At 62.5% G+C, this 26,348-nt stretch carries 22 protein-coding genes; 13 read left to right on the top strand and 9 right to left on the bottom strand.

The window, feature by feature from the left end; translation table 11 throughout:
• Window positions 1-3 precede the first annotated feature (3 nt).
• The 5 genes from JET17_RS22995 to JET17_RS22975 all read left to right on the top strand — a co-directional run bounded on the left by JET17_RS22995 (window position 4) and on the right by JET17_RS22975 (window position 5,337).
• Window positions 4-942: a LysR family transcriptional regulator gene (locus JET17_RS22995; protein WP_012316320.1), complete on the top strand. Its 939-nt coding sequence runs from the start codon at window positions 4-6 to the stop codon at window positions 940-942.
• Between the two features lie 128 nt (window positions 943-1,070).
• Entirely contained in the window at window positions 1,071-2,003 is a 933-nt protein-coding gene (locus JET17_RS22990) for a TauD/TfdA family dioxygenase (protein WP_012316319.1), read from the top strand.
• Window positions 2,000-3,481, top strand: coding sequence for an AMP-binding protein (locus JET17_RS22985; protein WP_012316318.1), 1,482 nt, complete (start codon window positions 2,000-2,002; stop codon window positions 3,479-3,481). The genes JET17_RS22990 and JET17_RS22985 overlap by 4 nt, the downstream gene beginning before the upstream one ends.
• Window positions 3,482-3,497: 16 nt before the next feature.
• Complete coding sequence (locus JET17_RS22980) at window positions 3,498-4,097, top strand: thermostable hemolysin (RefSeq protein WP_012316317.1); 600 nt, start codon at window positions 3,498-3,500, stop codon at window positions 4,095-4,097.
• Window positions 4,098-4,146: 49 nt separating this feature from the next.
• Window positions 4,147-5,337 carry a multidrug effflux MFS transporter gene (locus JET17_RS22975; RefSeq protein ID WP_012316316.1) on the top strand — a complete coding sequence of 397 codons (1,191 nt, stop codon included), beginning with the start codon at window positions 4,147-4,149 and terminating at the stop codon, window positions 5,335-5,337.
• A 59-nt stretch (window positions 5,338-5,396) separates the two neighbouring features.
• Here JET17_RS22975 and JET17_RS22970 read toward each other — a convergent pair whose 3' ends face one another.
• From JET17_RS22970 to JET17_RS22960, 3 genes are all read right to left on the bottom strand, one after another.
• Window positions 5,397-6,350, bottom strand: coding sequence for an arsenic resistance protein (locus JET17_RS22970; RefSeq protein WP_012316315.1), 954 nt, complete (start codon window positions 6,348-6,350; stop codon window positions 5,397-5,399).
• A 163-nt stretch (window positions 6,351-6,513) separates the two neighbouring features.
• Window positions 6,514-7,767: a serine hydroxymethyltransferase gene (glyA, locus tag JET17_RS22965; protein WP_012316314.1), complete on the bottom strand. Its 1,254-nt coding sequence runs from the start codon at window positions 7,765-7,767 to the stop codon at window positions 6,514-6,516.
• Between the two features lie 195 nt (window positions 7,768-7,962).
• Window positions 7,963-11,793: an EAL and GGDEF domain-containing protein gene (locus tag JET17_RS22960; RefSeq protein WP_012316313.1), complete on the bottom strand. Its 3,831-nt coding sequence runs from the start codon at window positions 11,791-11,793 to the stop codon at window positions 7,963-7,965.
• Window positions 11,794-12,050: 257 nt separating this feature from the next.
• On the opposite strand from JET17_RS22960, the gene JET17_RS22955 reads away from it, so the two are divergent.
• The 3 genes from JET17_RS22955 to gdhA all read left to right on the top strand — a co-directional run bounded on the left by JET17_RS22955 (window position 12,051) and on the right by gdhA (window position 15,903).
• The gene (locus tag JET17_RS22955; RefSeq protein WP_012316312.1) at window positions 12,051-12,443 is read left to right on the top strand and encodes a hypothetical protein; all 393 of its coding nucleotides are present in this window, start codon (window positions 12,051-12,053) and stop codon (window positions 12,441-12,443) included.
• A gap of 207 nt (window positions 12,444-12,650) precedes the next feature.
• Window positions 12,651-14,318 carry an energy-dependent translational throttle protein EttA gene (gene ettA, locus JET17_RS22950; RefSeq protein WP_012316311.1) on the top strand — a complete coding sequence of 556 codons (1,668 nt, stop codon included), beginning with the start codon at window positions 12,651-12,653 and terminating at the stop codon, window positions 14,316-14,318.
• A gap of 244 nt (window positions 14,319-14,562) precedes the next feature.
• Window positions 14,563-15,903: an NADP-specific glutamate dehydrogenase gene (gene gdhA / locus JET17_RS22945; RefSeq protein WP_012316310.1), complete on the top strand. Its 1,341-nt coding sequence runs from the start codon at window positions 14,563-14,565 to the stop codon at window positions 15,901-15,903.
• A gap of 137 nt (window positions 15,904-16,040) precedes the next feature.
• On the opposite strand, the gene JET17_RS22940 is transcribed toward gdhA, so the two are convergent.
• The 3 genes from JET17_RS22940 to JET17_RS22930 form a co-directional block, all read right to left on the bottom strand.
• Window positions 16,041-16,538, bottom strand: a complete 498-nt coding sequence (locus JET17_RS22940) for a GreA/GreB family elongation factor (RefSeq protein ID WP_012316309.1) — start codon at window positions 16,536-16,538, stop codon at window positions 16,041-16,043.
• A 201-nt stretch (window positions 16,539-16,739) separates the two neighbouring features.
• A complete protein-coding gene (locus tag JET17_RS22935) occupies window positions 16,740-18,593 on the bottom strand; it encodes a DUF4105 domain-containing protein (protein WP_012316308.1) in 1,854 nt (617 codons plus the stop codon).
• Between the two features lie 74 nt (window positions 18,594-18,667).
• On the bottom strand, window positions 18,668-19,156 hold the full coding sequence (locus JET17_RS22930; protein WP_012316307.1) for a DUF3015 domain-containing protein: 489 nt from the start codon (window positions 19,154-19,156) through the stop codon (window positions 18,668-18,670).
• A 251-nt stretch (window positions 19,157-19,407) separates the two neighbouring features.
• Here JET17_RS22930 and JET17_RS22925 point away from each other — a divergent pair, with 251 nt between their 5' ends.
• The 5 genes from JET17_RS22925 to JET17_RS22905 all read left to right on the top strand — a co-directional run bounded on the left by JET17_RS22925 (window position 19,408) and on the right by JET17_RS22905 (window position 24,191).
• Window positions 19,408-21,846 carry a Lon protease family protein gene (locus JET17_RS22925; protein ID WP_012316306.1) on the top strand — a complete coding sequence of 813 codons (2,439 nt, stop codon included), beginning with the start codon at window positions 19,408-19,410 and terminating at the stop codon, window positions 21,844-21,846.
• 163 nt (window positions 21,847-22,009) lie between these two features.
• A complete protein-coding gene (locus JET17_RS22920; RefSeq protein ID WP_012316305.1) occupies window positions 22,010-22,348 on the top strand; it encodes a hypothetical protein in 339 nt (112 codons plus the stop codon).
• A gap of 201 nt (window positions 22,349-22,549) precedes the next feature.
• Entirely contained in the window at window positions 22,550-23,038 is a 489-nt protein-coding gene (locus tag JET17_RS22915; protein ID WP_012316304.1) for a TIGR00645 family protein, read from the top strand.
• Window positions 23,039-23,182: 144 nt separating this feature from the next.
• Complete coding sequence (locus tag JET17_RS22910) at window positions 23,183-23,488, top strand: DUF6482 family protein (RefSeq protein ID WP_012316303.1); 306 nt, start codon at window positions 23,183-23,185, stop codon at window positions 23,486-23,488.
• An 85-nt stretch (window positions 23,489-23,573) separates the two neighbouring features.
• Window positions 23,574-24,191, top strand: coding sequence for an FKBP-type peptidyl-prolyl cis-trans isomerase (locus JET17_RS22905; RefSeq protein WP_012316302.1), 618 nt, complete (start codon window positions 23,574-23,576; stop codon window positions 24,189-24,191).
• Between the two features lie 117 nt (window positions 24,192-24,308).
• Here the strand turns inward: JET17_RS22905 and JET17_RS22900 are convergent, their stop codons facing one another.
• The 3 genes from JET17_RS22900 to JET17_RS22890 all read right to left on the bottom strand — a co-directional run bounded on the left by JET17_RS22900 (window position 24,309) and on the right by JET17_RS22890 (window position 26,107).
• Complete coding sequence (locus JET17_RS22900; RefSeq protein WP_012316301.1) at window positions 24,309-24,554, bottom strand: hypothetical protein; 246 nt, start codon at window positions 24,552-24,554, stop codon at window positions 24,309-24,311.
• Window positions 24,555-24,636: 82 nt separating this feature from the next.
• On the bottom strand, window positions 24,637-24,978 hold the full coding sequence (locus JET17_RS22895) for a zinc ribbon domain-containing protein YjdM (RefSeq protein WP_012316300.1): 342 nt from the start codon (window positions 24,976-24,978) through the stop codon (window positions 24,637-24,639).
• A gap of 160 nt (window positions 24,979-25,138) precedes the next feature.
• On the bottom strand, window positions 25,139-26,107 hold the full coding sequence (locus tag JET17_RS22890; protein WP_012316299.1) for a polyprenyl synthetase family protein: 969 nt from the start codon (window positions 26,105-26,107) through the stop codon (window positions 25,139-25,141).
• Between the last annotated feature and the right edge of the window lie 241 nt (window positions 26,108-26,348).

Genomic DNA, 26,348 nt, shown 5'->3' with positions numbered 1-26,348 from the left:
TTCATGCTGCACAGCAACTACCTCAAGCAGTTGGATCTGCAGGACATCGTGGTGTTTCTCAACCTGCTCGAGTTGCGCAGCGCCAAGCGCACCGCCGAGTTGATGAGCGTCAGCCAGCCCACCGTCAGTTATTGCCTCAAGCGCCTGCGTGGCTGCTTCGATGACACGTTGTTCGCTTCTTCCCAGGGTGTGCTGCTCCCCACCACCAAGGCCGAGAAAATCGCGCCCTACCTGCGCGTGGTGGTTGAATCGGTCAACCGCTGCGCGGAAGACGACAGCACGGTTTCGCCGCAGGCCGTGCGCAAAATCTGGAGGCTCTGCGCCCCGGAATATTTCGAGTTGTCATTCCTGCCACAGGCCCTGGCGGTGTTGTCCCGCACCCACGGCAATACCTCGCTGCACCTGGATCGCCTGAGCCGTGACTTGCCAGTGGACCGGCTGATATCCGGCGAAATCGACATCGCCATCGGTTTTGGCCCGGGCTATCACCAGATGCATCCCGAATTGCAGTGGCAGCCTGTGCTCAATGACGACTTCGTGTGCCTGACCAGCCAGAAAACGCTGGCCAACGAAGGTGCCATGAACCTCGATGAATTCTGTGCATCGCCCCATGTCTTCCCTACGCCATGGGTCTCGGAAAAGAACATGGTCGACAGCTGGTTGGACAAGGTCGGCCGTTCACGCAATGTGCTGGTGCGCGCCAACGGCTATCAGGCCTGCGTGAACATCGTTGCCGCTGTGCCTTCCACCTTGGCATTGCCGGCGCGCTTGTTGCCGCACCTGCGCATCGCCCCGCAAGTCAAAGTCTGCCAACCGCCGCTTGGCTTCCCCAGTTTTACTCTAGACATGATCTGGGCACGCGATCGCAGCGACAGCAAGGATATTTCCAGTTTGCGCTCGTTGATCGAACAAGTGGCCGAAGCCCTGTTGACGGAACGATGACACGGCATATTTAAATTTTCGCAACGCCTTTAGATTTCTTAAAACCAACAGCGTGCTCATTTCTCTTACTGTGTGGTCATCGGGTAGCGGATGCCTACCTGAACCCACAGTTCACGGAGGAATGAGTCATGTTGGCGCAAGTTCAACCCTGGGTGTTCCCTTATTATCGGCAACCGACACCCTGCTACGGTTTTGAATGTGTAGTTGCTGTTGACCGTGACATGCGCGTCAGCGAGGTTATCAGCGGTGCAACACTTTACGAAGACCTGGCCCATAGCGGTGCGGTGATCTACCGCGATTTCGCAGATACCCTTGCAGACTTCAATGAGTTCGTCAGCGCACACTCGTCGCGCGTCACCTTTGACCCGGCGCGCAAGGCGGCCACCACCAACACCGCGGAAATCGAGGCGGGGGTGCACGAGATGGGGCTGCACCGCGAGAATGGCAACCTGCCGTTCAACCCTGACCTGCAGTGGTTCTATTGCCTGGAAGCGGCTTCGGTCGGTTCGCAAACTACCCTGTGCGATGGCCAACGGGTGTTGTTCGACTTGTCGGCTAAAACCCGAAAGTTATTTGAGCAGCGCGATATACGTTATGCCCGGCGTATTCCATGGCAGAACGTAAAACGCTTCCTCAGTATTGAACTTCAGCTACCGCTGGACGCCATTACGGATGACCACCTGCAGCAGGTCAATGATCAAGTAGCGGGGCAAACTTACCGGCGCATCGATCAAAACCTGATTGCTTCGGAGTTGATTATTTCCGCTGTGGAAACCAGTTGTTTCAGTGGTCGCAAGGCCTTCTGCAATTCGATGCTGGGCCCCAGCGTCAATTACGAGCCGCCGCGTATTACCTGGGCTGATGGCGAAGATATTGCCCTTGAAGTCTGGGATGAAATCAAGGAAGTGACCGAGCGCAATACCTACAGCCACTTCTGGCAGAAAGGCGACATCGTCGTGATCGACAACACCCGCGTCATGCACGGCCGCCGCCGGCTGGATGACACTTCGCGGCGCATTTTCGGCGCCCAGAGCTACCGCATCGGAGGTAACGGCCAATGATCAGCAAGAAAATGCAGGACTACCTGGCGGCAACGCCCGACCGCATCGTCATCCGTGAGATGGATGGCCGCACCCATACGCTGCACGAACTGCGTCGCGATGTGATGCGCTTGGCCAGTGCCCTTGAAGGGCGTGTGGGGCGCTGTGAACGCAAGGTATTCGGTATCGCCATGCGCTCATGCTACGAGTGGGTCTACACGCTACTGGCCATTCAGAAAGTCGGTGCGGTGCTGTTGCCGGTGCCCATCGAGTTTTCCGACGACCAGATCGGCAGCCTGCTGGGCAAGGCCGCAGCGGTGTTCGTCAGCGATGAAAAAACCGCCAACCGCCTGCACGGCATCCTGCCGGACAAGGCCTGCTTCATTCCGGGCCAGCTGATGAACCAGGCCATCGGCGAGGAGTGGCGCAACGAGGATGAGTTGATCCCGGAGGGCATCGTTTCGATCATCCATACCTCAGGCACCACCTCCAAACCCAAGGGGGTGATGATTCGCGACGAGGCGGTGGGGCTGTTGGTGGACAACGTCATGAAGCGTCTGCCACAACAACCGCTGCACTACTTCTCGATCGTGCCGATGAGCTTGTTGATCGAGCAGGTGCTCGGCGTTTTCATCCCGATCCTGTCGGGCGGTACGCTGACGTTGATGCCCGAGGGCGTGACCGAATATGGCGCGGCGAGCGGCAATGCCCGGCAGTACCTGGAGCTGATTGCACCCAACCAGCCCAATTTCCTGTACCTGCCGCCCAAGTTGCTTGAGGAGGCCAATGGGCTGCTTGAGCATTGCACGGTCGAGCAGCTGTTCGGCCCGCAACGGCCGCACATCATCACCGGTGGCGCGAAGATTCCGGCCACAGTGCTGGAGGCGCTGGAAGCGCGCGGCGTGCAGGTGTTCGAGGCGTATGGCCTGAGCGAGAACTCATCGATCATCTCGCTGAATTCGCCCGCCGAGCGGCGCATTGGCTCTGCGGGCAAGCTGCTCGACGGTATCGAACCCAAGCTGGTCGATGGCGAACTGCTGGTGCGCACGCCGACCCTGTGCGCGGGGTACTACAACGCTGACGATACCGCCTGCGACCTGTCCGACGGCTACTTGCATACCGGTGATATCGCCGAATTTCGCGACGGCTACCTCTACATCACCGGGCGCAAGAAACACGTGATCATCCTCTCCACGGCGCGCAACATCTCGCCGGAGTGGGTGGAGAACGTCTACAAGGAGAGCCCGCTGGTGGACGACATGATCGTCATGGGGGAAGGCAGGGACGAGCCGTGCGCCATCGTGCTCAGTGCTGCGGGCGCGGAGCGCGTACGCAGCGAAATGGCGCGCCTGGAACATCGCCTTGCCGATTTCGCCCGGGTTCGCCAGGTGCGCGTCATCGAGGATATCGCTTTGTTCCGCGAGCAGTTCTACACCGTCACCGGGCGGCCGCGGCGCGCGGAAATCGAGGCCCGCTTCATCGATCAGATGTACGCCTGAGTACGAGGGAGCCAGCATGTACATCGTGCGTAATTTCTATAAAGGCCGGCCCGGCTACCGATGCCTGCAAGAGGCGGTGCGGGCGCACTACCTCAAGCACTACCAGGCAACGCCAGAACCTGAGCCCGATCTGTTCGTATGCCTGACCGACCCTAACGGTGGCGCCCCGGGCTATGCCTGTGCCGGCATCAGTTACGGCGATTCCGGCAAGCTCTTCAGTGAGTATTACCTGGATCAGGGCTTGGATGAGCGCTTTGGGCTGGACCGCGCCCGTATCGCCGAAGTGGGCGCTTTCGCTTCATTTCGCAGCGGCAGCGGTGCAGGCAAGTACCTGCTCAACAATGTCATCAAGACCCTGGCGCTGCGCAACTTCGGCCTGGTGGTGCTGACCGCTACCGAACAGGTGCGCCAGTTGCTGGCGCCGATCGTCGACAACCTCGAAGACCTGGGCGGCGCGGACAGAGGGCGGGTCCGGGACCCAGCCGTCAACTGGGGTTCCTATTACGACCACAGGCCGCGGGTGGTGGTGTCGCGTTTGTCATCGCCCAGCATCTGGATGAGTGCACCTGCGCCAGGCCTCGCCCAGCCCCATTTCGCCAATCAGGCATCTGCCTGACCTGATCACCATGCCGGGCACCACTGTGCCCGGTGTGCTGGAGGTAAGCATGAACGCGACCAAGCGTTACGAGAATTTCATTGTGTTCCTGGCGCCGCTGATCAACAGCGTTGGCGGCATCGCCATCGACCTGTATGCGCCCAGCATTCCTTCCATCGGCCGGGAACTGTCGGCCAGCCCTGTATTGATGCAGAACACCATCACCATCACCCTGCTGTTCTACGCGATCGGCCAGCTGTTCTTCGGGGTCATGGCCGATGCCCGCGGGCGCAAGCCGGCGGTTCAGCTGGGCCTTGCGGTGTTCCTCGGCGGCAGCCTGCTGGCAACGGTTGCCACCTCGATAGAAATGCTGCTGCTGGCCCGAGCGCTGCAAGGGTTCGCTATTGGCGCTTGCCAGGTGGTCGCGCGGGCTTTGCTGGTGGACGTCGTCAAGGGGCCTCGCTTCTATGTGGCGATCATCTACCTGAGCCTGGCATTTGGCCTGGGCCCGGTGATCGCGCCCTACGTCGGTGGGCTGATCGAAGTACATCTGGGGTGGCGCTACAACTTCGTGCTCTATGCGGTATACGCGGTGATCGTGCTTGCCTTCGTGCTGGCGGGGCTCAAGGAATCGCTGGCGGTGACGGGCAGGCGCAGTGCACTGCAGACCATCGCAGGCTATCGCTGCATCCTGGCCGACAGTCGCTTTCGTTCCTCGGTCGTCGTGCTCGGTTCCAGTTTCTCTGCCTTCTTGCTGTGGAACGTGTTCGGGCCGCACATCGTCCAGGAACGCCTCGGGCACAGCGCTCAGTACTTTGGTACCACGGCGCTTGCGGTAGGCAGTTGCTACCTGGTGGGGACCTTGGTAAACCGCGTGCTGATCCGTTACGTCAATGCGCATGCCTTGATGTGGGCCGGGATGGCGCTATTCCTGCTCGGTGTGGCAGTGATCGCCGCGATGCCGGGCGGTTTGAACCTGGTGACGATCCTGGGTGGCATCATGCTGGTCGCTTTTGGCCAAGGTTTCATCTTCTCCAATGCCATGGCCCGTTCCATGTCCCTGTTCCCGGACCGGGCAGGGGTAGCGGCAAGCCTGCAGGGGTGCTTGATGCTGGTGTTCGGCGCCGTTGCCTCAGGCATCGTCAGTGCCTTGCCGTTGACATCCAACCTGGCTATCGCCGGCGTGTTCCTGATGCTGTGGCTGGTTTCCCTGTCGGGCATGCTGAGCGTGCGGATGCAGCGGCAGGCGTCGGTGGCCTGAGGCCACGCAGTGCCGGGTGGGCTGGCTTGCGGGGCGCTGCAACGCCCCGGCATGCGCTGTCAGCGGATCAGCGCGGGGAGCGCTCGTACGTAAACCAACTCACTGATGAGCTCTATCAGCGTCTGCGTGATCACCGCCGCTGCCGCCAGCGCACGCATGTCTTCGGGCAATGCGAGCGCCAGCGGCAACACCACCAGCGAATTGCGCGTCGCGCTGCTGAATGTCACCGAGCGGGCCTCGGCCACCGGCAAACGCAGCAGCCGCGCCGAGGCAAACCCGAGCACCGGCGCCAGCAGCATGAAGCCGATGTACACCGGGATCACCGGCAGCAGGCGGTCGAAATCGCGCACTACCACGGCAATCTGCGAGCCGATCACTGCCACCAACACCAGTGCCATCGCCGGCACCGGCATCCACGCCCAGGCCTGATTCCACACAGAAACGCTACGTGACCGGCGTGCTCCGGCCGAGGTGAGCACCGCCAGGATCAGCGGCAGCACAATCAGCAGCACGAACGCCTCCACGAATGGCGTGATGGAAATCGCCACTTCGCTGCTGTCACCCAGCATCACCGCCAGGTACACCGGCAACAGCACCAGTTGCACCAGCAACAGCACGGGGGTGGCGGCGAGGGTGAGGCGCGAGTCGCCTTTGCCGATGTGGGTGAATACCACCACGTAGTCGATGCAGGGCGTCAGCAGCACCAGCAGGGCGCCGATGAGGATGGCCGGATGCTCGACCAAGCCTCGGGTGGCGGCCCACACCAGTAGCGGGACGAAGATGAAGTTGGCCAGCAGCAGCGCGGCCATGAAGCGGCGGTTGCCCAGGCCTTGGCGCAGGTCGAGGAAGGGGATTTGCAGGAACATCGCGTACATCAGCACGGCGATGGCGGGGGTGACCAGTGCTTCCAGGTGGCGCGCGGTGTCGGTGGCCAGCAGGCCGAAGGCAGCGGCGGCGAGCACGGCGGCGAAATACAACGCAATCTGATGGGTTTCGAGTTGCTCTCTGGTCAAGGCGGCGTCCTGGCGTTCGCGGTGGGCGTGAGGGTGCACAGGGTAATACGCTGCGCCGCAATTGTGGTCGCCCGCTTGTTGTGGCTTGCAATGGCAAGGCTTGCCCGCAGGCATGAAAAAGCCCGGCACAAGGGCCGGGCTTTTCACATCAGGCTATCGCCAATCAGTTGCCGTACACCGGCAGCTTCTTGCAGATGGCCTTGACCTTTTCACGTACGGCGTCGATGACGGCGTCGTTGTTCAGGTCGGCGAGGATGTCGCAGATCCAGCCGGCCAGTTCTTTACACTCGGCTTCTTTGAAGCCGCGGGTGGTGACGGCCGGGGTGCCGAAACGCAGGCCCGAGGTCACGAACGGGGAACGTGGGTCGTTAGGTACCGAGTTCTTGTTGACGGTGATGAAGGCTTTGCCCAGGGCGGCGTCAGCGTCCTTACCGGAGATTTCCTGCTTGATCAGCGACAGCAGGAACAGGTGGTTCTGGGTGCCGCCGGAAACGACGTCGAAACCACGCTCGATGAACACGCTGGCCATGGCCTGGGCGTTCTTCACCACTTGCTGCTGGTAAGCCTTGAACTCAGGCTGCAGGGCTTCCTTGAAGCAGATGGCCTTGGCCGCGATGACGTGCTCCAGCGGGCCGCCCTGGGCGCCCGGGAAGACGGCGGAGTTCAGCTTCTTCTCGATGTCGGCGTTGGCACGGGCCAGGATCAGGCCGCCACGCGGGCCGCGCAGGGTCTTGTGGGTGGTGGTGGTGACCACGTCGGCGAACGGCACCGGGTTCGGGTACACGCCAGCGGCAACCAGGCCGGCAACGTGGGCCATGTCGACGAACAGGTAGGCACCTACTTTGTCGGCGATGGCGCGGAAGCGCGGGAAGTCCAGGACCTGCGAGTAGGCCGAGAAGCCGGCAACGATCATTTTCGGCTTGTGCTCGACGGCCAGGCGCTCGACTTCGTCGTAGTCGATCAGGCCGTTGGCATCGATGCCGTACTGGATGGCGTTGTACAGCTTGCCCGAGGAGCTTACCGAAGCACCGTGGGTCAGGTGGCCACCGTGGGCCAGGCTCATGCCCAGGATGGTGTCACCGGCCGACAGCAGGGCCAGGTAGACAGCGGCGTTGGCCTGGGAGCCGGCGTGCGGCTGAACGTTGGCGTAGTCGGCGCCGAACAGCTCCTTGGCGCGGTCGATGGCCAGTTGCTCGACCACGTCGACGTACTCGCAACCACCGTAGTAACGCTTGCCCGGGTAGCCTTCGGCGTACTTGTTGGTCAGGACCGAACCCTGGGCTTCCATGACGGCTGGGCTGGTGTAGTTTTCCGAAGCGATCAGCTCGATATGCTCTTCCTGGCGCAGAGCTTCTTGCTGCATGGCTTCGAAGAGCTCGGCGTCGTACTTGGCAATGGTCAAATCACGGCTGAACATAACGGTCCTCAAGGATCGGGCTGAATTGGGGGGGCATTCTAACCGATTGATTCGCGCCTGGCATATGAAGTGGCATCAAGTCGCGGACCAATGGCTTTCATGTTGCATCCCGCGCCCTGCCTGGGCTGGATGGGGGCGGGAGTTGACTTTGAAGTCCGGTTTGAACAGGTCAGGGCCGCGCCGGCGGGCACCGGATCACTGGAACATGAACAGCGTCTCGTTGCTGAACTGCGCCTCGAACTGGCTGGCCGGCATCGGCCGCCCGAACAGGTAGCCTTGCACCTCGTCACAGCCATGCTCACGCAGGAACTCCAGCTGCTCGTGGGTTTCGACGCCCTCGGCGATCACCGCCAGGTTCAGGCTGTGCGCCATGGCGATGATCGCCCGGGCGATCTGCGCGTCCTGCTCGCCCTCGGGCAGCCCGTCGACGAAGGTGCGGTCGATCTTCAGCACGTCGATGGGGAACTGCTTGAGGTAGTTGAGCGACGAGTAGCCGGTGCCGAAGTCGTCCACCGCAATGCTCAGGCCCAGCACCTTCAGGCTGTCGAGTATCTGCATCGCTTCGTTCACATCGCGCATCAGGATGCTTTCGGTCAGCTCCAGTTCCAGGCACGCAGGCGGCAGGCCGGTTTCTTCGAGGACGGTGGCGATGCGCTTGCCCAGCTGGCCGTCGGAGAACTGCCGGGCCGAGATGTTCACTGACACCTTCGGCACACGCACCTTGGCCTTGTGCCAGGCCTTGAGCTGGCGGCTGGCCTCGCGCAGCACCCAGTCGCCGACATCCACCACCAGCCCCAGCTCCTCGATCACCGGGATGAAGTCGCCCGGCGGCACCAGGCCGCGCGTGGGGTGGCGCCAGCGCAGCAGCGCCTCGGCACCGGTCAGGCGCTTGCCGTCGCCGCTGAACTGCGGCTGGTAGTAGAGGATGAATTCGTTCTGCTCCAGGGCATGGCGCAGGTCGCTTTCCAGCTCCAGGCGCTCCAGGGCGCTGGCATTCATCTCGGCCTGGTAGAACTGGAAGTTGTTCTTGCCTCGCTCCTTGGCGTGGTACATGGCGGTGTCGGCGTTCTTCATCAGTTGGCTCAGTTCGCCGCCGTCCTGCGGGCTGAGGGCGATGCCGATACTGGCGGTGACGAAGAACTCGCGGCCTTCGAGCACGAATGGCCGCACCAGGCTGGCGAGGATGTTCTCGGCCACATGGATGGCGCGGTTGAGCGCCATTTCGCGGGTAGCGCGCGATTGCAGCAGCAGGGTGAACTCGTCACCGCCCATGCGCGCCACGGTGTCGTCATCGTCGACACAGGCCAGCAGGCGCAGGGCCATGTCCTTGAGCATGCGATCGCCCGCAGCGTGGCCCAGGGAGTCGTTGATCGGCTTGAAACGGTCCAGGTCGAGGAACATCAGTACCACCCACGACTTCTGCCGCTCAGCTTGTTGCAGGGCGGTGTGCAGGCGGTCCTGGAACAGCGTGCGGTTGGGCAGGTGGGTCAGGGCATCGTAATAGGCCAGGCGATGAATGCGCTGTTCGCTGGCCTTGCGTTCGCTGATGTCCGTGAAGAAACACACGTAGCTGGCCAGGTCGCCCTCGTCATCGAGCACCGCGGTGATACCGACCCAGGCCGGGTAGTGCTCGCCACTGCGGCGCTTGAGCCACACTTCGCCTTCCCAGCTGCCGCGCAGGTGCAGCTGTTTGAGTACGTAGCGTAGGTGGCCCTCCTGCTGGTCGTCTACAGTCAGCATGCTTGGCAGCTGGTCGAGCACATCGCTGACCGAATATCCGCTGACCCGGCTGAACGCTTCGTTGGCCTGCACGATATACCCGGCCGGGTCGGTGATGAGGATGGCCGAGGTTGAGTGTTCGAAGACCGTGGCGGCCATGCGCAGGTCTTTTTCCGCACGGCGTTGCTGGCTGATGTCGCGGCCCACGCCCAGCACACCCTCGAAGCGCTCGCGGTCGTCCCACACCAGCACCAGGCGCAGCTCGATAGGGATCTTGCGGCCATCGGCGCGCAGGCAGTCGAACAAAAACAGCTGGTTGGGCAGGTGCTGGCGCAGTTGTGCCAGCTGTTCCCGGTCGCCCATGGCCTTGCTGACCCGTTCCATCAGGCTGTAAATGCCGGTGAGCTGGGACGGGTTGGCGACGATCGACTGCCAGCCGTTCTCAAAGATCCAGTCGGTGTTGTAGCCCAGCACTGCCTGCACCGAGGGGCTGACGTAGTTGAGCTGCAGCTTGCTGTCGGTGGAGAAGATCACATCGCTGATGCTTTCGGCGAGCATGCGGTAGCGCTGCTCGCTGTCGCGTAGCGACTGGCTGGCCTCGATCTGCACAGTGACGTCCTTGCCCACACCGATGATGCGGGTAACCTGGCCATCGCTGTCGCGGGTCAGCACTTGTTCACGGATGTCGTAGCAGCGCCAGCCGCCGTCACGGTGGCGGAAGCGCAGCTGGCAATGCAGGGACTGGCCGTGGCCGTTGGCGCGTTGCTGCTGGCGCAGGGCCTGGTAGTGCGCCGCATCCTCGGGGTGCAGCAGCAGCTCCCAGAAGCGCTCGCCCATCTGCGCAAGCTCGGTGCGGTCGTAGCCCAAGGTCTCGCCGAGGTGGCGGTTGCTGAAGATCATCCGCTGGCTGAGCACGTCCTGCACGTACAACTGGTCGGGCACGGTACGCACCACGTCCGACCAGAAGCTTTCGCGCTCCAGCAGCGATAGCTCCACCTGCTTGCGGCTGGTGATGTCGCTGATGCTCAGGATCACCGCCTGGTAGTCGCGGCGTTGTTCCGGCAGCCGCGCCATCAGCCATAGGTGCAGCTCACCCCCCAAGGGGGCGGGCAGGCGCACTTCCAGTTCCAGCAGCGGGCGCTGCTCGATCAGCGCATCGATCAGTTGCATGCCGACGCTGTCACGGCCGTCGCCGCTGCCGTCGATCAACCGTTGCCAGGCGCCTGCGTGGCAGTCGACGTTGAGCAGCTGGCGCGCCACTTGGTTGATTTCGGTGATCTTCAGCTCCAGCAGCAGCGAGCGGCGCAGGCTGGAGTCGAGCGCCAGGCTCTGCTTGAGCGCGGCGAGGTTGCGCAGGTGGTATCGGTCAAGCTGGCCGGGCAGGCTGGAGAGGTCGAGCACGCACAGTGCTACGCCGGTGCCCTCGAAGATTTCCTGGTAGCGCCGACGGTCCTCCTGCAGGGCGCGCTGGCGGCGGCGCATGTTGATCAGCGCCAGCACCGGCAGCAGGGCACAGAACAGCGCCAGCAGGCACTTGCCCAGCAGTGCCGGCAACAGTTTCTGCTGGGCAAGGCCCGCATCGAACAGACCACGCAGCTGCCAGACACTGTTGTCGATGAAGACCAGCATCACGCTTTGCAACGGCTGGTCGCTGGTCTGCGCTGGAGCGTGGCGTTCCAGCACCTCGCCGCTGCGGCTGTTCTCCAGCAGCCACAGGGGGTGTCCGGGGCCATCCAGGTGCTGGGTCAGGGTGCGGTAAAAATCGTTGGACAGGCGCAGCAGCCAGTAGCCGCGACCCTGCTCGGTGGCCTGGCGCAACAGCAGGTAGACGGTGCGGTTGTCCGCCGCGTTGGCGAAGAAATAAGGCCGGCCCTGGTTCAGCCTGAACAGCTCGTCAATCAGCGCACGGTCGGGGCTGCCGGCCAGGCTGTCGCTCTGTAGCCGCCCGCTGTGGTCCAGCCAGGCCAGGTCGCGCAGGTTTGGCAGGCGCTCGCGTAGCGTGTCGAGCAGGCTGGGCAGGGCGGCAGGCGTCGGCGCTTTGACATACGGCTGCACTACATTCAGCGCCTGCTGGGCCTTGAGCGCCATGTTCAGGGCCAGATGGTCTGCCAGTTCGACGCTTGCGTCCAGGTGCTGCTGGCGCTGCTCGGCCTGGGTGTGGCGGAACTGCGAGAACAGTTGCCAAAGCAGCAAACCCAGCAGCAGCAAGGCCAGCAGGGCCAATGCACCTTTGACCGAGCCGCGCACCGAAGCGGCTGGGGCCGGCGTGACGGTGCGCGGCGAGGACGGATGATTGAGATTGGTCAAGCGTTGGTCCTGCTATTGGGCTGGCGACGGCAGGGATTGATATGCACGGTGTATACCGGTGCCTGGGCGGCCGTACCGTGGTGGCGCACTATAAGGCCGTATACCCGAAACGGGCTAGCATGCCTGTCATTATGGCAAAGTGCCAGTCCCGCTGTCGGTGCCGACGGTCGCGGTGAAGGCTGCCTGTTCGGCAATGCCTTGCTTGCTGTGCGAGAATGCCGCCCGCTTCAATGACAACGCATCGGAGATGTTCGGTTTTGGTTACTCACTTTTCCACCAATGGCCTCGATTCCGCCTGTGGGCGCAGCAGTCAGACCCTTGTCAGCACTGCCGTGACCGAGGATGTATCCTGCAAGTCGTGCCAGCGTTCGCTGGTCAAACCTGAAGCTTCGGCTTCGAAAACCAAGGCGCCGTCGCTGGCCGAGCTGCGCAAGACCGCCAAGGCGGCAGTAGCTCCGGTTGAGGCTCAGGCTGCAGTGAAACCGGCCAGCAAGGCCGTGAACAAGCCTGCCGCCAAGCCGGCCAAGGCTGCCGAGCAGCCTGCCCGCCAGGGTGGTTTCAGCGTGAAATCCGCCTGGGCCGCGCGCCTGGCCGGGCAGGGCGACCGTTGCCGGTTGCTGCGGGGCAAGGCCAAACAGCGTCACGTCTGATTGGTGTGGGGCCAGCACCGGCCTCATCGCCGCCAATGGGCCGCACAGCGGCCCCTGTTGACCCCACCATCCGACCACCCTGTGCAACGCGGCGCGTTGGCGTAGAATGGTCGACTTTGTTCAATGACACCCCGTAAACACATCCGCCTGGCCACCTGGCCGGGGCGATCGTCGATGTCTTTACCTATCTGATTAGAGGGCTTGGTTTTGGCTCAATACGTCTACACCATGCATCGGCTGAGCAAGGTCGTGCCGCCGAAGCGGGAAATTCTCAAGAACATTTCCCTGTCGTTCTTCCCGGGCGCCAAGATCGGCGTACTCGGCCTGAACGGCGCGGGTAAATCGACCCTGCTGCGGATCATGGCGGGCGTCGACAAGGAATTCGACGGCGAAGCCCGTCCGATGCCCGACATCAACGTCGGCTACCTGCCCCAGGAGCCGCAGCTGGACCCCAGCAAGACCGTACGCGAAGTGGTCGAAGAAGCGGTCAGCGTGATCAAGGACGCCCAGGCCCGCCTGGACGAGGTCTACGCTGCCTACGCCGAACCCGACGCCGACTTCGACAAGCTGGCCGCCGAGCAGGCCAAGCTCGAATCCATCCTGCAGGCTGCCGACGGCCACAACCTCGAGCGCCAGCTCGACGTCGCCGCTGACGCCCTGCGCCTGCCGGCCTGGGATGCCCGCATCGAACACCTGTCCGGTGGTGAGAAGCGCCGTGTGGCCCTGTGCCGTCTGCTGCTGTCGGCACCCGACATGCTGCTGCTCGACGAACCCACCAACCACCTGGACGCCGACTCGGTGGCCTGGCTGGAGCGCTTCCTGCACGACTTCCCGGGTACCGTGGTAGCGATTACCCACGACCGTTACTTCCTCGATAACGTCGCAGGCTGGATCCTCGAACTGGACCGCGGCGCCGGCATCCCGTACGAAGGCAACTACTCGGGCTGGCTGGAGGCCAAGTCGGACCGTCTGGCGCAGGAATCCAAGCAGCAGAGCGCCCACGAGAAGGCCATGAAAGAGGAACTGGAGTGGGTGCGCAAAGGCGCCAAGGCCCGCCAGTCCAAATCCAAGGCTCGTCTGCAGCGCTTTGAAGAGATGCAGTCGCAGGAATTCCAGAAGCGCAGCGAAACCAACGAGATCTACATCCCGGCTGGCCCGCGCCTGGGCGACAAGGTCATCGAGTTCAAGAACGTCTCCAAAGGCTATGGCGACCGCGTGCTGATCGACAACCTGTCGTTCGCCATGCCTAAAGGCGCCATCGTCGGCGTGATCGGTGGTAACGGTGCCGGTAAGTCGACCCTGTTCCGCATGCTGATGGGCAAGGAACAGCCGGACTCGGGCAGCATCGAGATCGGCGAAACCGTGCAATTGGCCTGTGTGGACCAGAGCCGCGAAGACCTGGACGGTGCCAAGACCGTGTTCCAGCAGATCTCCGATGGTTCCGACATGATCCGCATCGGCAACTACGAGATCCCGTCGCGCACCTACGTTGGCCGGTTCAACTTCAAGGGCGGCGACCAGCAGAAGTTCGTCAAGGACCTTTCCGGTGGTGAACGTGGCCGCCTGCACCTGGCCCTGACCCTGAAAGAGGGCGGCAACGTGCTGCTGCTCGACGAACCGTCCAACGACCTGGACGTCGAAACCCTGCGTTCGCTGGAGGAAGCCCTGCTGGACTTCCCGGGCGCTGCGATCGTGATTTCCCACGACCGTTGGTTCCTGGACCGTGTGGCTACGCACATCCTGGCGTACGAAGACGACTCGAACGTGGTGTTCTTCGAAGGTAACTACACCGAGTACGAAGCCGACCGCAAGAAGCGCCTGGGTGACGCCGCTGCCCAGCCGCACCGGGTACGGCACAAGAAGCTGGCGCAGTAAGCCGGTTTCTGATGCACAAGAATGGGGCCCTCAGGGGCCCCATTTTTGTGCCTGGCATGAAGTGACCTGGCCCGACAATAGGGCTGATCTGCCATCGGAAGGCACCTTGTTTTGTATACACTTACATAAAACGCACCAAATAATTTCATAAAAACGACATTTCGCCCTATTCCAGTGCGATTGCTTCTTGGTACATTCCAGAAAAAACCAATAAGTCCAATCCCTCTTGGTGAGATGTCTACCCATGATCGAATCTGTCGACCATTTCCTCGAGCGCCTGAAGCAGCGCGACCCGGCCCAGCCCGAATTCCACCAGGCGGTGGAGGAGGTGCTGCGCAGCCTCTGGCCGTTCCTTGAAGCCAACCCACACTACCTGCAGGCCGGCATTCTCGAGCGCATGGTCGAACCCGAGCGCGCGGTGCTGTTCCGCGTGTCGTGGGTCGATGACCAGGGCAAGGTTCAGGTCAACCGCGGCTACCGCATCCAGATGAGCAGCGCCATCGGCCCCTACAAGGGCGGCCTGCGTTTCCACCCCTCGGTAAACCTGGGTGTGCTCAAGTTCCTGGCCTTCGAGCAGGTATTCAAGAACTCCCTCACCTCGTTGCCCATGGGCGGCGGCAAGGGCGGCTCGGACTTCGACCCCAAGGGCAAGAGCGACGCCGAAGTGATGCGCTTCTGCCAGGCCTTCATGAGCGAGCTGTACCGCCACATCGGCGCCGACCTGGACGTGCCTGCCGGTGATATCGGAGTGGGCGCCCGCGAGATCGGCTTCATGTTCGGCCAATACAAGCGCCTGGCCAACCAGTTCACCTCGGTGCTGACCGGCAAGGGCATGACCTACGGCGGCAGCCTGATCCGCCCTGAAGCCACCGGCTACGGCTGTGTGTACTTCGCCGAAGAAATGCTCAAGCGTCAGGACCTGCGCATCGACGGTCGTCGCGTAGCAATTTCCGGTTCCGGCAACGTTGCCCAGTACGCTGCGCGCAAGGTCATGGACCTGGGCGGTAAGGTGATCTCGCTGTCCGACTCCGAAGGCACTCTGTACGCCGAAGCCGGCCTGACCGACGCCCAGTGGGACGCCGTGATGGCGCTGAAGAACGTCAAGCGTGGCCGCATCAGCGAACTGGCCGATCAGTTCGGGCTGGAGTTCCGCAAGGGCCAGACGCCATGGAGCCTGCCGTGCGACATCGCCCTGCCGTGTGCCACGCAGAACGAACTGGGCAGCGAAGACGCCCGCACCCTGCTGCGTAACGGCTGCATCTGCGTAGCGGAAGGCGCCAACATGCCGACCACGCTGGAGGCTGTGGATATCTTCCTGGAGGCTGGCATCCTGTACGCACCGGGCAAGGCATCCAACGCCGGCGGCGTGGCCGTTTCGGGCCTGGAGATGTCACAGAACGCCATGCGCCTGCTGTGGACCGCCGGTGAAGTGGACAGCAAGCTGCACCACATCATGCAGTCGATCCACCATGCTTGCGTGCACTACGGTGAAGAGGCCGATGGCAAGATCAACTACGTAAAAGGCGCCAACATCGCCGGCTTCGTCAAAGTCGCGGACGCGATGCTGGCCCAGGGCGTGGTCTGATTCGAAAGATTGGGGCTGCATTGCAGCCCATTCGCCGGCAAGCCGACTCCCACACCTAATGCATTGTTCTTGAGAACAACGCGGTACCTGTGGGAGCCGGCTTGCCGGCGAATGGGCCGCGCAGCGGCCCCTTTGTTTCAGGCCTCACCCACGATATCCATCACCTCGATCACCTGATCCCCCGCCGGGCGCCGCCACGTCACTTCATCCCCAGGCCCTGCGCCCAGCAATGCCCGCCCCAATGGCGACCCCCAATTGATCAGCCCCCGGCTGGCATCGGCTTCATCTTCCCCAACCAGTTGCACGGTCTGTTCCTGCCCCTGCTCATCGGCAAACCGCACGCGGCTGCCAATCTGCACCTTGCTGTTCGAAGTAGCGGCGGGCACCACCTGCGCGCTCTGCACCCTGGCGCTGAAATAGCGCAAGTCACGCTCGGCATCGGCCAGCCGTTGCTTGTCGCCCTGTTCGCCCTGGGCCTGCAGCTCGGCACGCAAGGCATTGAGGTCGGCCACGCGCTGCTGCAGCTGGCGCAGGCCATTGGTGGTGACGTAGTTGGGCTGGTCGCTGACGTGCCGCTCCACCGGCTGGTCGGCCTGGGCGGCGGCTTGGTCCTCGTTGACGAATGCGCGGCTCATAGGGGCCTCCTTTTGCTCAAAACAGCGTGAAAGAGCCGGTGGGTTCACACTCGCCGGCCTTGATGCGGCCGTCGTAGGAGCGGCCTTGTGTCGCGAAAGGGCTGCGCAGCGGCCCCGGCATTACTTGCCACGCCATAGGCCTTGGGGCCGCTGCGCGCCCCCTTCGCGACACAAGGCCGCTCCTACGAAGAGCAGGGCGCGTCAGTAGTGATACCACTTCAGCTCCAGCATCACCTCATTCTGTGCAGTAGCCAGGTGGCTGAACTCCCGCGAAGCACTCAGCCTCAGCCCCAGGTTCTGGCTGATCTCCCACTGCTGGTTCAGGCTCACACTGCGCCGCACTTCGCCATTGGTGAAGTAATCGCCTTTGGCTTCCAGTGTCATGTTGCCCAGCCCGTTGCGCCACAGCAGCCCGCCATTGAACCCCGCCGCCGGGGCGATGAACTGGGCGAAGTCGTTATGGTGCTCGACCCGCACAGTGCCCAAGGCAAAGCCCAGCAGCCCATCGGCCAACTGCCAGGTGCCGCCGGCACCGCCGTTGACATGGCTTACCAGCACTTCGTCGTCATGCTTGCCCGGCACCCGCTCCAGGCCACCGGCGACCTGCCACGACCAAGGCTTGAGCAGTTCGTTGCGAGGTGTCAGCGAACGAATGGTGGCCAGGTCCAGGCGTTGCACCTGCCAGTCGTTGCCTTCGTACTGGCGCACCTTGAGCTGCAGGATTTCGATCTGCGCGCCCAGCGGGAAGCCGTAGGCATTGTCGTTCAGGTCGTGATACGCCATGCGCAGCCCGTATTCGGCATAGGCGCGGTCTTCCCGGGTGCCGACGCCAAGCTGCCAGGTGCGTGAGTCGTGCCCCTCCTCGGGCAGGCCTGGGCGTTCGATCTGCAGGGGCGGTGGCGGGTTGCGGTTTATCGCCCGCAGCAGCTCGAAGCTGCGCCGTGCCTGGCCGGGGTCGCGCTCCTGGCCGTTGGCTCGGTAACGTTCCAGGCGGTACGCGGCATCCTGCACCAAGGCCTGGCGCTCGCGGGGCAGGGCGGTGAATGCCGGGCTCTGCAACTGCGCAGTGTCGGAACTGACGGCCAGCACCTGGCGTTTCTCATCGAGGTCCAGCGGTTCGGCCCGGGCCAACAATTCCCGTTCTCGCGAGGGCCGGTAGGTTTCGCTGGCGACCATACCCGACTGTTTCACGGCCTTGACCGTGTCGGTGGGGATCGCGGTCAGCGGAAACTGCGAGGTCAGGTCCAGGCTCGGTCGCGCCACTTGCAGCAATTCCAGCAGGCGGTAGGAGCAGTTTTCGTCGAAGAAGAAGTAATCGAACTGGACCTGCTTGAGTTCCCACACATGCTCGACCATGCGCCCGGTTTCCTCCGGCGTCAGGTCTAGCTGGTACTCCCACAGGTCGCGGTTTTCCAGGCTGCGGTATTCCGACAGTTTTTCCTGGTAGGGCATCAGGGCAAACAGCCCGGGATAGCCGCCCATCAGACCCTTCCAGGCATACAGGATGCTGTTGTCGCTGCCTTCGATATAGGCGCCGAAGTTGATGGCATAACTCAGCAGCGTGGTGTCGTCGCTGCGGGTGTTGGACTGGTCGATACGCAGCAGGGTATGGCCGAACATCGACGACGGGCTGTTCAGGTAAGCCGCCGGGAAGATCAGTGCCGCGCTGTGGGGGTCGACCGATTTGTACCAGGTCTTGAACTCCTGGCAGTCCGGCTGCGGCAAACCTTGCAGGCCCAGTTGCTCGGTCAGCCAGCGGGTGCGTGCGGGGAACACGCATTGGGCATGCTTGTCGCCCAGGCTGGCCGGGGCATACAGCGCTTGCACCGTAGCCCGCAGTTCCTGGTCCGGGTGGTGCGCACCGTCCTCGGCGAGGAAGAATTTGCGGTCGTCTACATAGCTGCGCCAGCCGCCGAGCTTGGCGGTTTCGTAGTGGCCCAGGGCAATCCAGTAGGGGGTATTGGCCAGTTGCTGGAGACGGCCTTCATCCAGCGCAGGCGCGGCATGAACAGGGGCGCAGGCACACAGCGCCAGGTAAGCGAGGCGTTTGAGCATGTCGGGCAACTACTTCTTAACGATGCCGATAAAAAGGCGAAAACCCGCCCCGAGAGGGGCGGGAGCAGCTGCGCTTAGGCCTCGGTAGCGTACTTGGCCAGGCGTGGGTCGTTCTTCAGAACGGCCAGGGTGTTGCTGTGGACAGTTTCGGCATTTACGTCGGCGCTGCTGAAGATCTGGTTGAAGTGCTGGTGGGTGACCGAGTTGAAGTAGCCGCGGTCTTCCGGCGCCACACCCAGTACCACCGCGTAGGTGGTGAGTGCTTCGCCCTGGCCCATGGCCATGTCTTCGGACAGTTCGTTCATCATGCCATTCATGGCAAACCAGGACTTGCCGCCATAGGTCAGCGAGGCCTTGGTGGAGCAGCCGTTGGTGCCGGAGGTCATGCCGAAGGTGGCGTTACCGGAAGTACCGTTGGTGGTGGATGCCAGGAAGTGAGCCGGCGTGCCGCGCTGGCCTTCGAACAGCATGTTGCCCCAGCCGCAGTTCGGGCCGCCTGGCGCTTCGGCCATGGCATTGAGGGAGACCACGGTGAACAGAGTACCCAGAAGAATCCGTTTCATAGCATTTGTTCTCTATTTGTCTTAACCAAGGGTCAGGGTTGCTGGCAACTCGGTTGCCAGGTCGGGAAAGCTTTTCACCCACCCGCGCAGCTTGGAGTTTAGGCACGATCTAAAGGTTGCGTCGTTGATTGCGAAAAATTTGCTTGGGTCGTTAATCGATACTGCGACATAAAGTCCCGCTGAGCCTTGCAAGGCGCGCGCGGGCAGCGCCAGAATGCTGCGTATCTGCCCCGCCGAAGTAAGGAAACCCAATGCCCGATCCCGTCGCTGCGCGCCTGCGTCTCGCGCCTGAAGCTTTGACCAGGCGTTTTTCCCCCGAGCAGTTTGCCTTTGCCAATACCGACGATCTGGAGCCGTTTCGCGGAGTCCTGGGCCAGGAACGTGCAGTTGAGGCCCTGCAGTTTGGGGTGGCCATGCCACGCCCCGGTTACAACGTGTATGTGATGGGCGAGCCCGGCACCGGGCGCTTCTCGTTCGTCAAACGCTACCTCAAGGCCGAGGGCAAGCGCCAGCAGACCCCGGCCGACTGGGTCTACGTCAACCACTTCGATGACACCCGCGAGCCACGGGCACTGGAGCTGCCGTCGGGTAGCGCTGCAGAGTTCATCAGCGACATGGGCGGCCTGATCGACAACCTGCTGGCGACGTTCCCGGCGGTGTTCGAGCACCCGTCCTATCAGCAGAAGAAGGGCGCCATCGACCGCGCCTTCAACCAGCGTTACGACCGCGCCCTGGATGTCATCGAGCGCGCCTCGCTGGAAAAGGACGTGGCCCTGTATCGCGACGCCAGCAATGTCGCCTTTACCCCGATGGCCGACGGCAAGGCCCTGGACGAAGCCGAATTCGCCCAGCTGCCGGAAGAGGTCCGCGAGCAGTTCCACGAGGACATCGCCTTCCTTGAGGAGCGCCTCAATGAAGAACTGGCCAGCCTGCCACAGTGGAAGCGCGAGTCGAACAACCACCTGCGCCAGCTCAACGAAGAAACCATTACCCTGGCCCTGCAGCCTTTGCTGGCGCCGCTGTCGGAAAAGTATGCCGAGAACGCAGCGGTGTGCGCCTACCTGCAATCGGTGCAGTTGAACCTGCTGCGTACCGTGGTCGAGCAACTGGTCGATGACAGCAAGACCGACGCCGTGGCGCGCAAGCTGCTCGAAGAGCAGTACGCCCCAAGCCTGGTGGTCGGTCACCACGCCGTCGGTGGCGCACCTGTGGTGTTCGAACCGCACCCGACTTACGACAACCTGTTCGGGCGGATCGAATACAGCACCGACCAAGGGGCGCTGTACACCTCCTATCGCCAGCTGCGCCCGGGCGCCCTGCACCGTGCCAATGGTGGCTTCCTGATCCTTGAAGCGGAGAAGATGCTCGGCGAGCCGTTCGTCTGGGATGCGCTCAAGCGCGCCCTGCAGTCGCGCAAGTTGAAGATGGAGTCGCCGATCGGTGAGCTGGGCCGCGTCGCCAGCGTCAGCCTGCAGCCGCAGATGATCCCGCTCAACGTCAAGCTGGTGATCATCGGCTCGCGTCAGCTGTACTACGCATTGCAGGACCATGATCCGGACTTTCAGGAGATGTTCCGGGTGCTGGTGGATTTCGACGAAGACATGCCGATGGTCGACGAGAACCTCGAGCAGTTCGCCCAGCTGTTGCGCACCCGCACCAACGAGGAGGGCATGGCGCCGTTGACCAGCGATGCGGTGGCGCGCCTGGCCACCTACAGCGCGCGGCTGGCGGAAAACCAGTCGCGCCTGTCGGCGCGTATCGGTGACCTGTTCCAGTTGGTCAGCGAGGCCGATTTCATCCGCCAGCTGGCCAGTGACGAAATGACCGACGCCGGGCACATCGAGCGTGCGCTCAAGGCCAAGGCCACACGCACCGGGCGCGTTTCGCAGCGCGTGCTCGATGACATGCTCGCCGGCATCATCCTGATCGACACCGAAGGCGCGGCTATCGGCAAGTGCAACGGCCTGACCGTGCTAGAGGTCGGCGACTCGGCGTTCGGCATGCCAGCGCGCATTTCCGCCACTGTCTACCCGGGCGGCAGCGGCATCGTCGACATCGAGCGCGAGGTCAACCTCGGCCAGCCGATACACTCCAAGGGGGTGATGATCCTCACCGGTTACCTGGGCAGCCGCTATGCCCAGGAATTCCCCTTGGCGATTTCCGCGAGCATTGCCCTGGAGCAGTCCTACGGCTATGTGGACGGTGACAGTGCCTCGCTGGGTGAGGCGTGCACGCTGATCTCGGCATTGTCGCGCACCCCGCTCAAGCAGTGCTTCGCGATCACCGGCTCGATCAACCAGTTCGGTGAAGTGCAGGCGGTGGGTGGGGTCAACGAAAAGATCGAAGGCTTCTTCCGCCTGTGTGAGGCCCGCGGCCTGACGGGCGAGCAGGGGGTAATCATCCCGCGTGCCAACGTGGCGACATTGATGCTCGATGAGCGTGTGCTGCAGGCGGTCGAGAACGGCGTGTTCCACGTCTATGCGGTCAGCCAGGCTGACGAGGCGCTGAGCCTGCTGGTGGGTGAAGACGCCGGGGAATTGGACGAGCAGGGTCAGTTCACCGAAGGCAGCGTCAACGCCCGGGTTGTCGAGCGCTTGCGCGAGATCGCCGAGATGATTAGCGAGGAAGACATCGAGAAGGCGGAGAAGGAACGCCTGGAAGAGGTGATTGCCCAGGCCAAGCCAGCCTGAGTCAATAAATCGGCGCTGGCGGCCATGTGCTACCGTTCAGCGCCGGTTTTCCATCTTTTTACGCCGCTATTCTATGCTGGAACTTAGGACGGCATCAGGGTTCAGGATGGAAACAGCCCGAACGTTTCGAGCTGAACACGGCTTATTGGAGGGGGACGCGGCCATGCGCAACCTCTGCCTTACTCGCCAGTGCCTGGGCCTGGTGACGCGTATCGAATGCAGTATTCGCCCGCTGGCCGGTGATAACGGCATGTGGACCTTGCTGTTCGCTGCCGGCATGGCCGGCGAGCAACCCTCAGCCATCAAGGCCCAAGGGCCGTTCCATGGGCCGTTGGTGGCCGAGTCGGTGCTCAACGCCATTGTCGACAGCCTGACCCTGCATGGGTACCAGGTGGCCGAGGATCCGCAGATCTGGTGCCTGCACCTGCAAGCGCAGTTGCGCCGGATCAACGGTGAACGTTGTCGCAACCTGGGGGATTACCAGTTCCACCCTGAAACCTGAGTGCCTCTTCTGGCCCAATCGCCGGCAAGCCGGCTCCCACTGGGGCCTCACTGCTTACCAGGGCAGTGGTGTACCTGAGGTAGCCGGCTTGCCGGCGGTTGCGCTGTACAGAAGCCCCCTTCAGGCCGGGCTTTTGCTGTAACAGGTGGCTGGCTATACTCGGCGTCGCTTTTTTAGTCACCTGACGAGTCCCAACCCTCCATGGAACGTATTCTCGAAAACGCGATGTATGCGTCGCGCTGGCTGCTCGCCCCCATCTATTTCGGCCTGTCCCTCGGCCTGTTGGCCTTGGCGCTGAAGTTTTTCCAGGAAGTCATCCACGTCCTGCCCAACGTCTTTGCCCTGAGCGAAGCCGACCTGATCCTGGTGATCCTGTCGCTGATCGACATGTCGCTGGTAGGCGGCCTGCTGGTCATGGTGATGATCTCCGGCTACGAGAACTTCGTCTCGCAACTGGACATCGACGATAGCAAGGAGAAGCTCAACTGGCTGGGCAAGATGGACTCTTCGTCGCTGAAGATGAAGGTCGCTGCCTCGATCGTGGCCATTTCCTCCATCCACCTGCTGCGGGTGTTCATGGACGCGCAGAACATTTCTACCGATTACCTGATGTGGTACGTGATCATCCACATGACCTTCGTGGTGTCGGCGTTCTGCATGGGCTACCTGGACAAAGTCACCAAGCACTGAGTCCTTTGGGGCCCCATCGCCGGCTTGCCGGTGCTGGGGCCAGCGCGGCTCAACTGACGAGCGGCGTCAGTTATGCCTTGTGTATTCCCAAGTCCTGTACAAAAAATGAGCACTCATGCCTGGTTCCAGCAGCGAGGTGCTCTCATGAACCTGCATCAGCTCAATACCGAGGCCAGGGCCGGCCATGTCGACGAATTGAACCTGATCGCCATCGAAGGTGGTGATTATCTGCTCGAGGCCCGCATCAAGGGCCACGCCCACCCCTTGGCTGATACCCGTGGTGAACGCCTGCGTGTGCACTCGGTGGAAGACGCCCGCAAGTTGCTGCAAACCATCCCGATGGTCTCGATGAACCTGGTGCATTGGTCCGTGCAGGACGAAATGTGCGGCATGGGTTCGCATCCCGAAGAAGACCTCAAGGTACCCATCTCCCAGCGTTCGGCCTGGTAGCTGCTCGCAGCTTCCCAGTGTGCTAGGCTGCTCGCCCTTTTCATCAAGGGCGCGGCTGCACTGCGCCCTGCAGTGGAGCACGACAATGTCCGAACTCAACCTGTCCACCGACGAAACCCGCGTAAGCTACGGCATCGGCCGTCAGCTGGGCGGCCAGCTGCGCGACAACCCGCCACCGGGCGTCAACCTGGAAGCGATCGTGGCCGGCCTGACCGACGCCTTCAACGGTGCCGACAGCCGCGTCAGCGAAGCCGACCTGTCGGCCAGCTTCAAGGTCATCCGTGACGTGATGCAAGCCGAAGCCGCTGCCAAGGCTGAAGCCGCGGCTGCCACCGGCAAGGAATTCCTGGCCGAGAACGCCAAGCGCGAAGGCATCACCACCCTCGCTTCGGGCCTGCAGTTCGAAGTGCTGACCGCTGGCGAAGGCGCCAAGCCGACCCGCGAAAGCAACGTGCGTACCCACTACCACGGCACGCTGATCGACGGCACCGTGTTCGACAGCTCCTACGAGCGTGGCCAGCCTGCTGAATTCCCGGTCGGTGGTGTGATCGCTGGCTGGACCGAAGCCCTGCAGCTGATGAATGCTGGCAGCAAATGGCGCCTGTATGTGCCGAGCGAGCTGGCCTACGGCGCCCAAGGCGTTGGCAGCATCCCGCCGCATAGCGTGCTGGTATTCGACGTCGAACTGCTCGACGTTCTGTAATGCCTCTGGGGCCGCTTTGCGGCCCATTCGCGACACAAGGCCGCTCCTACAGGCCCATGATGCTCTTGTAGGAGCGGCCTTGTGTCGCGAACGAGGGCAAAGCCCTCGCAATGCCGATCAATTCCAGTCTGTTCCCACCGGGCGCAATGCCCGCGCATAGCAAAACAGGAACAGATTACGCACCAGCTCCTTGAGCACCACCGGCTCACTCGAGTTCAGCCCGCTCATGTCCAGGTCGCCTTGGTCACGCAGTTCGTCGAGCGCTTCTTCTTCGAGCACAGCGCACACTTCGCCGGTTTCGCGATGCAGGATGCGCAGGTAAGGATGGGGACGGTCCAGCCAAGCGTCGATCAGATAAGTCATGGCTATTCTCCTTGGATAGCAGTCCAATGAGAATAATTCTTATTATCAAAATAGCAAGAGACTATTGGCTGTTTTTATGTAATCAGACCTTGCGCACGAATTCCGACTTCAGCTTCATGGCGCCAATGCCGTCGATCTTGCAGTCGATGTCGTGGTCGCCGTCGCACAGACGGATGTTCTTGACCTTGGTGCCGACCTTTACCACCAGGGAGGAGCCCTTGACCTTGAGGTCCTTGATCACGGTGACGGTGTCGCCGTCCTGCAGCACGTTGCCCACCGAATCCTTTTTCACCACGTCATCGCTGCCGGCATCGGCTTCGCCGTTGGCCGACCACTCGTGGGCGCATTCAGGGCAGATCAGCTGGGTGCCATCCTCGTAGGTGTATTCAGAATTGCATTTGGGGCAGGGCGGCAAAGTGCTCACTTCGGTTCCTTAAACAGACAGACGGTTAAAGGCCCATATTGTATAAGGTTTTAACGGGGAAGTGTTTTTGTCCGTACAAATGCATCGCGGGCAAGCCTGCTCCTGCGGAACCATGCGGATCCTGTGGAGCGGGCTTGCCCGCGAAGAGGGGGACGCGATTTTAGTGCGTGCGCGCTACCGCAAACTCACTCAGCTCGACCAGTGCATCCCGGTATTGGCTGGCCGGCAGCACTTCCAGGCACTCAATGGCCCGCTTCACGTAATCACGGGCCAGCTGCGCGGTGTAGTCCAGCGCACCCGAAGCTTCGACCGCCACGCGGATCTGCTCCAGGTCTTCCAGGCCACCCTTCTGGATCGCCTTGCGCACCAGTGCAGCCTGCTCTGGCGTGCCTTCGCGCATGGTGTAGATCAGCGGCAGGGTTGGCTTGCCTTCGGCCAGGTCGTCGCCGACGTTCTTGCCCAGGGTCTGCGAATCGCCTTTGTAGTCCAGCAGGTCGTCGACCAGTTGGAAAGCCACGCCCAGGTGGTCGCCGAAGGTGCGCAGCGCCTCGCGCTGCTCGTCGGTGGCACCGGCCAGCGCTGCGGCGCTGTGGGTCGAGGCCTCGAACAGCATCGCGGTCTTGCCGCGGATGACCTCCATGTACACCTCTTCGCTGGTGCTGGCATCGCGCACGCGCGACAGCTGCAGCACTTCGCCTTCGGCGATCACCCGGGTGGCCTTGGAGAGGATCTGCATGACCGGCATGGAGCCCAGCTCGACCATCATTTCGAACGAGCGCGAATAAAGGAAGTCGCCCACCAGCACGCTCGGTGCGTTGCCCCACAGGGCATTGGCGGTGGAGCGGCCGCGGCGCATGCCGGACATGTCGACCACATCGTCGTGCAGCAGGGTGGCGGTGTGCAGGAACTCGATGGTTGCGGCGAGCAGGCGCAGGTCGTCACCCTCGCGGCCCAGGGCCTTGCCACACAGCAGCACCAGCAGGGGGCGCAGGCGTTTGCCGCCGGCCGACGTGATATAGTCGCCGATCTTCGATACCAGCGGCACGCGCGAGGTCAGCTGCTTCTTGATGATCTCGTCGACGGCGCTGAAATCGTCAGCTACCGCGCGGTAGAAGGTTTGGGGTTGCATCGGCTGCTCCAGTGAGGTTGCGCGGCATGCTAGGTCGCGGGTCCCGGTGTGTCAAGGCGCGCCGCCCGGTGAGCGGGGCCGGTACTTGCAAGCAAAACCCGGGTTGCGTACAATCGCGCACCCTAACTTCCTGGGCAGCACCTGCCTTACGCAATTGCGCCGGGCCGTTCCAGCCCTGTGCAGCCATGCCAGCCAATACTCATCATATAAAGCGCTGGGTGAGCAGGATTATCGGAGAAAT

Source organism: Pseudomonas putida, assembly GCF_016406145.1.
GTDB lineage: Bacteria > Pseudomonadota > Gammaproteobacteria > Pseudomonadales > Pseudomonadaceae > Aquipseudomonas > Aquipseudomonas putida_E.
The sequence above is the reverse complement of the archived record's forward strand: the minus strand, read 5'-3'. Positions and strand labels throughout refer to the sequence as shown.

Bases quoted from the DNA above. Each gene is read 5' to 3' on its own strand.
- JET17_RS22985 (WP_012316318.1), top strand. From the start codon at position 2,000: ATGATCAGCAAGAAAATGCAGGACTACCTGGCGGCAACGCCCGACCGC.
- JET17_RS22995 (WP_012316320.1), top strand. From the start codon at position 4: ATGCTGCACAGCAACTACCTCAAGCAGTTGGATCTGCAGGACATCGTG.
- JET17_RS22920 (WP_012316305.1), top strand. From the start codon at position 22,010: ATGCGCAACCTCTGCCTTACTCGCCAGTGCCTGGGCCTGGTGACGCGT.
- JET17_RS22915 (WP_012316304.1), top strand. From the start codon at position 22,550: ATGGAACGTATTCTCGAAAACGCGATGTATGCGTCGCGCTGGCTGCTC.
- JET17_RS22930 (WP_012316307.1), bottom strand. From the start codon at position 19,156: ATGAAACGGATTCTTCTGGGTACTCTGTTCACCGTGGTCTCCCTCAAT.
- JET17_RS22980 (WP_012316317.1), top strand. From the start codon at position 3,498: ATGTACATCGTGCGTAATTTCTATAAAGGCCGGCCCGGCTACCGATGC.
- JET17_RS22905 (WP_012316302.1), top strand. From the start codon at position 23,574: ATGTCCGAACTCAACCTGTCCACCGACGAAACCCGCGTAAGCTACGGC.
- JET17_RS22940 (WP_012316309.1), bottom strand. From the start codon at position 16,538: ATGAGCCGCGCATTCGTCAACGAGGACCAAGCCGCCGCCCAGGCCGAC.
- JET17_RS22910 (WP_012316303.1), top strand. From the start codon at position 23,183: ATGAACCTGCATCAGCTCAATACCGAGGCCAGGGCCGGCCATGTCGAC.
- JET17_RS22975 (WP_012316316.1), top strand. From the start codon at position 4,147: ATGAACGCGACCAAGCGTTACGAGAATTTCATTGTGTTCCTGGCGCCG.
- JET17_RS22990 (WP_012316319.1), top strand. From the start codon at position 1,071: ATGTTGGCGCAAGTTCAACCCTGGGTGTTCCCTTATTATCGGCAACCG.
- JET17_RS22890 (WP_012316299.1), bottom strand. From the start codon at position 26,107: ATGCAACCCCAAACCTTCTACCGCGCGGTAGCTGACGATTTCAGCGCC.
- JET17_RS22900 (WP_012316301.1), bottom strand. From the start codon at position 24,554: ATGACTTATCTGATCGACGCTTGGCTGGACCGTCCCCATCCTTACCTG.
- JET17_RS22935 (WP_012316308.1), bottom strand. From the start codon at position 18,593: ATGCTCAAACGCCTCGCTTACCTGGCGCTGTGTGCCTGCGCCCCTGTT.
- JET17_RS22925 (WP_012316306.1), top strand. From the start codon at position 19,408: ATGCCCGATCCCGTCGCTGCGCGCCTGCGTCTCGCGCCTGAAGCTTTG.
- gdhA (WP_012316310.1), top strand. From the start codon at position 14,563: ATGATCGAATCTGTCGACCATTTCCTCGAGCGCCTGAAGCAGCGCGAC.
- glyA (WP_012316314.1), bottom strand. From the start codon at position 7,767: ATGTTCAGCCGTGATTTGACCATTGCCAAGTACGACGCCGAGCTCTTC.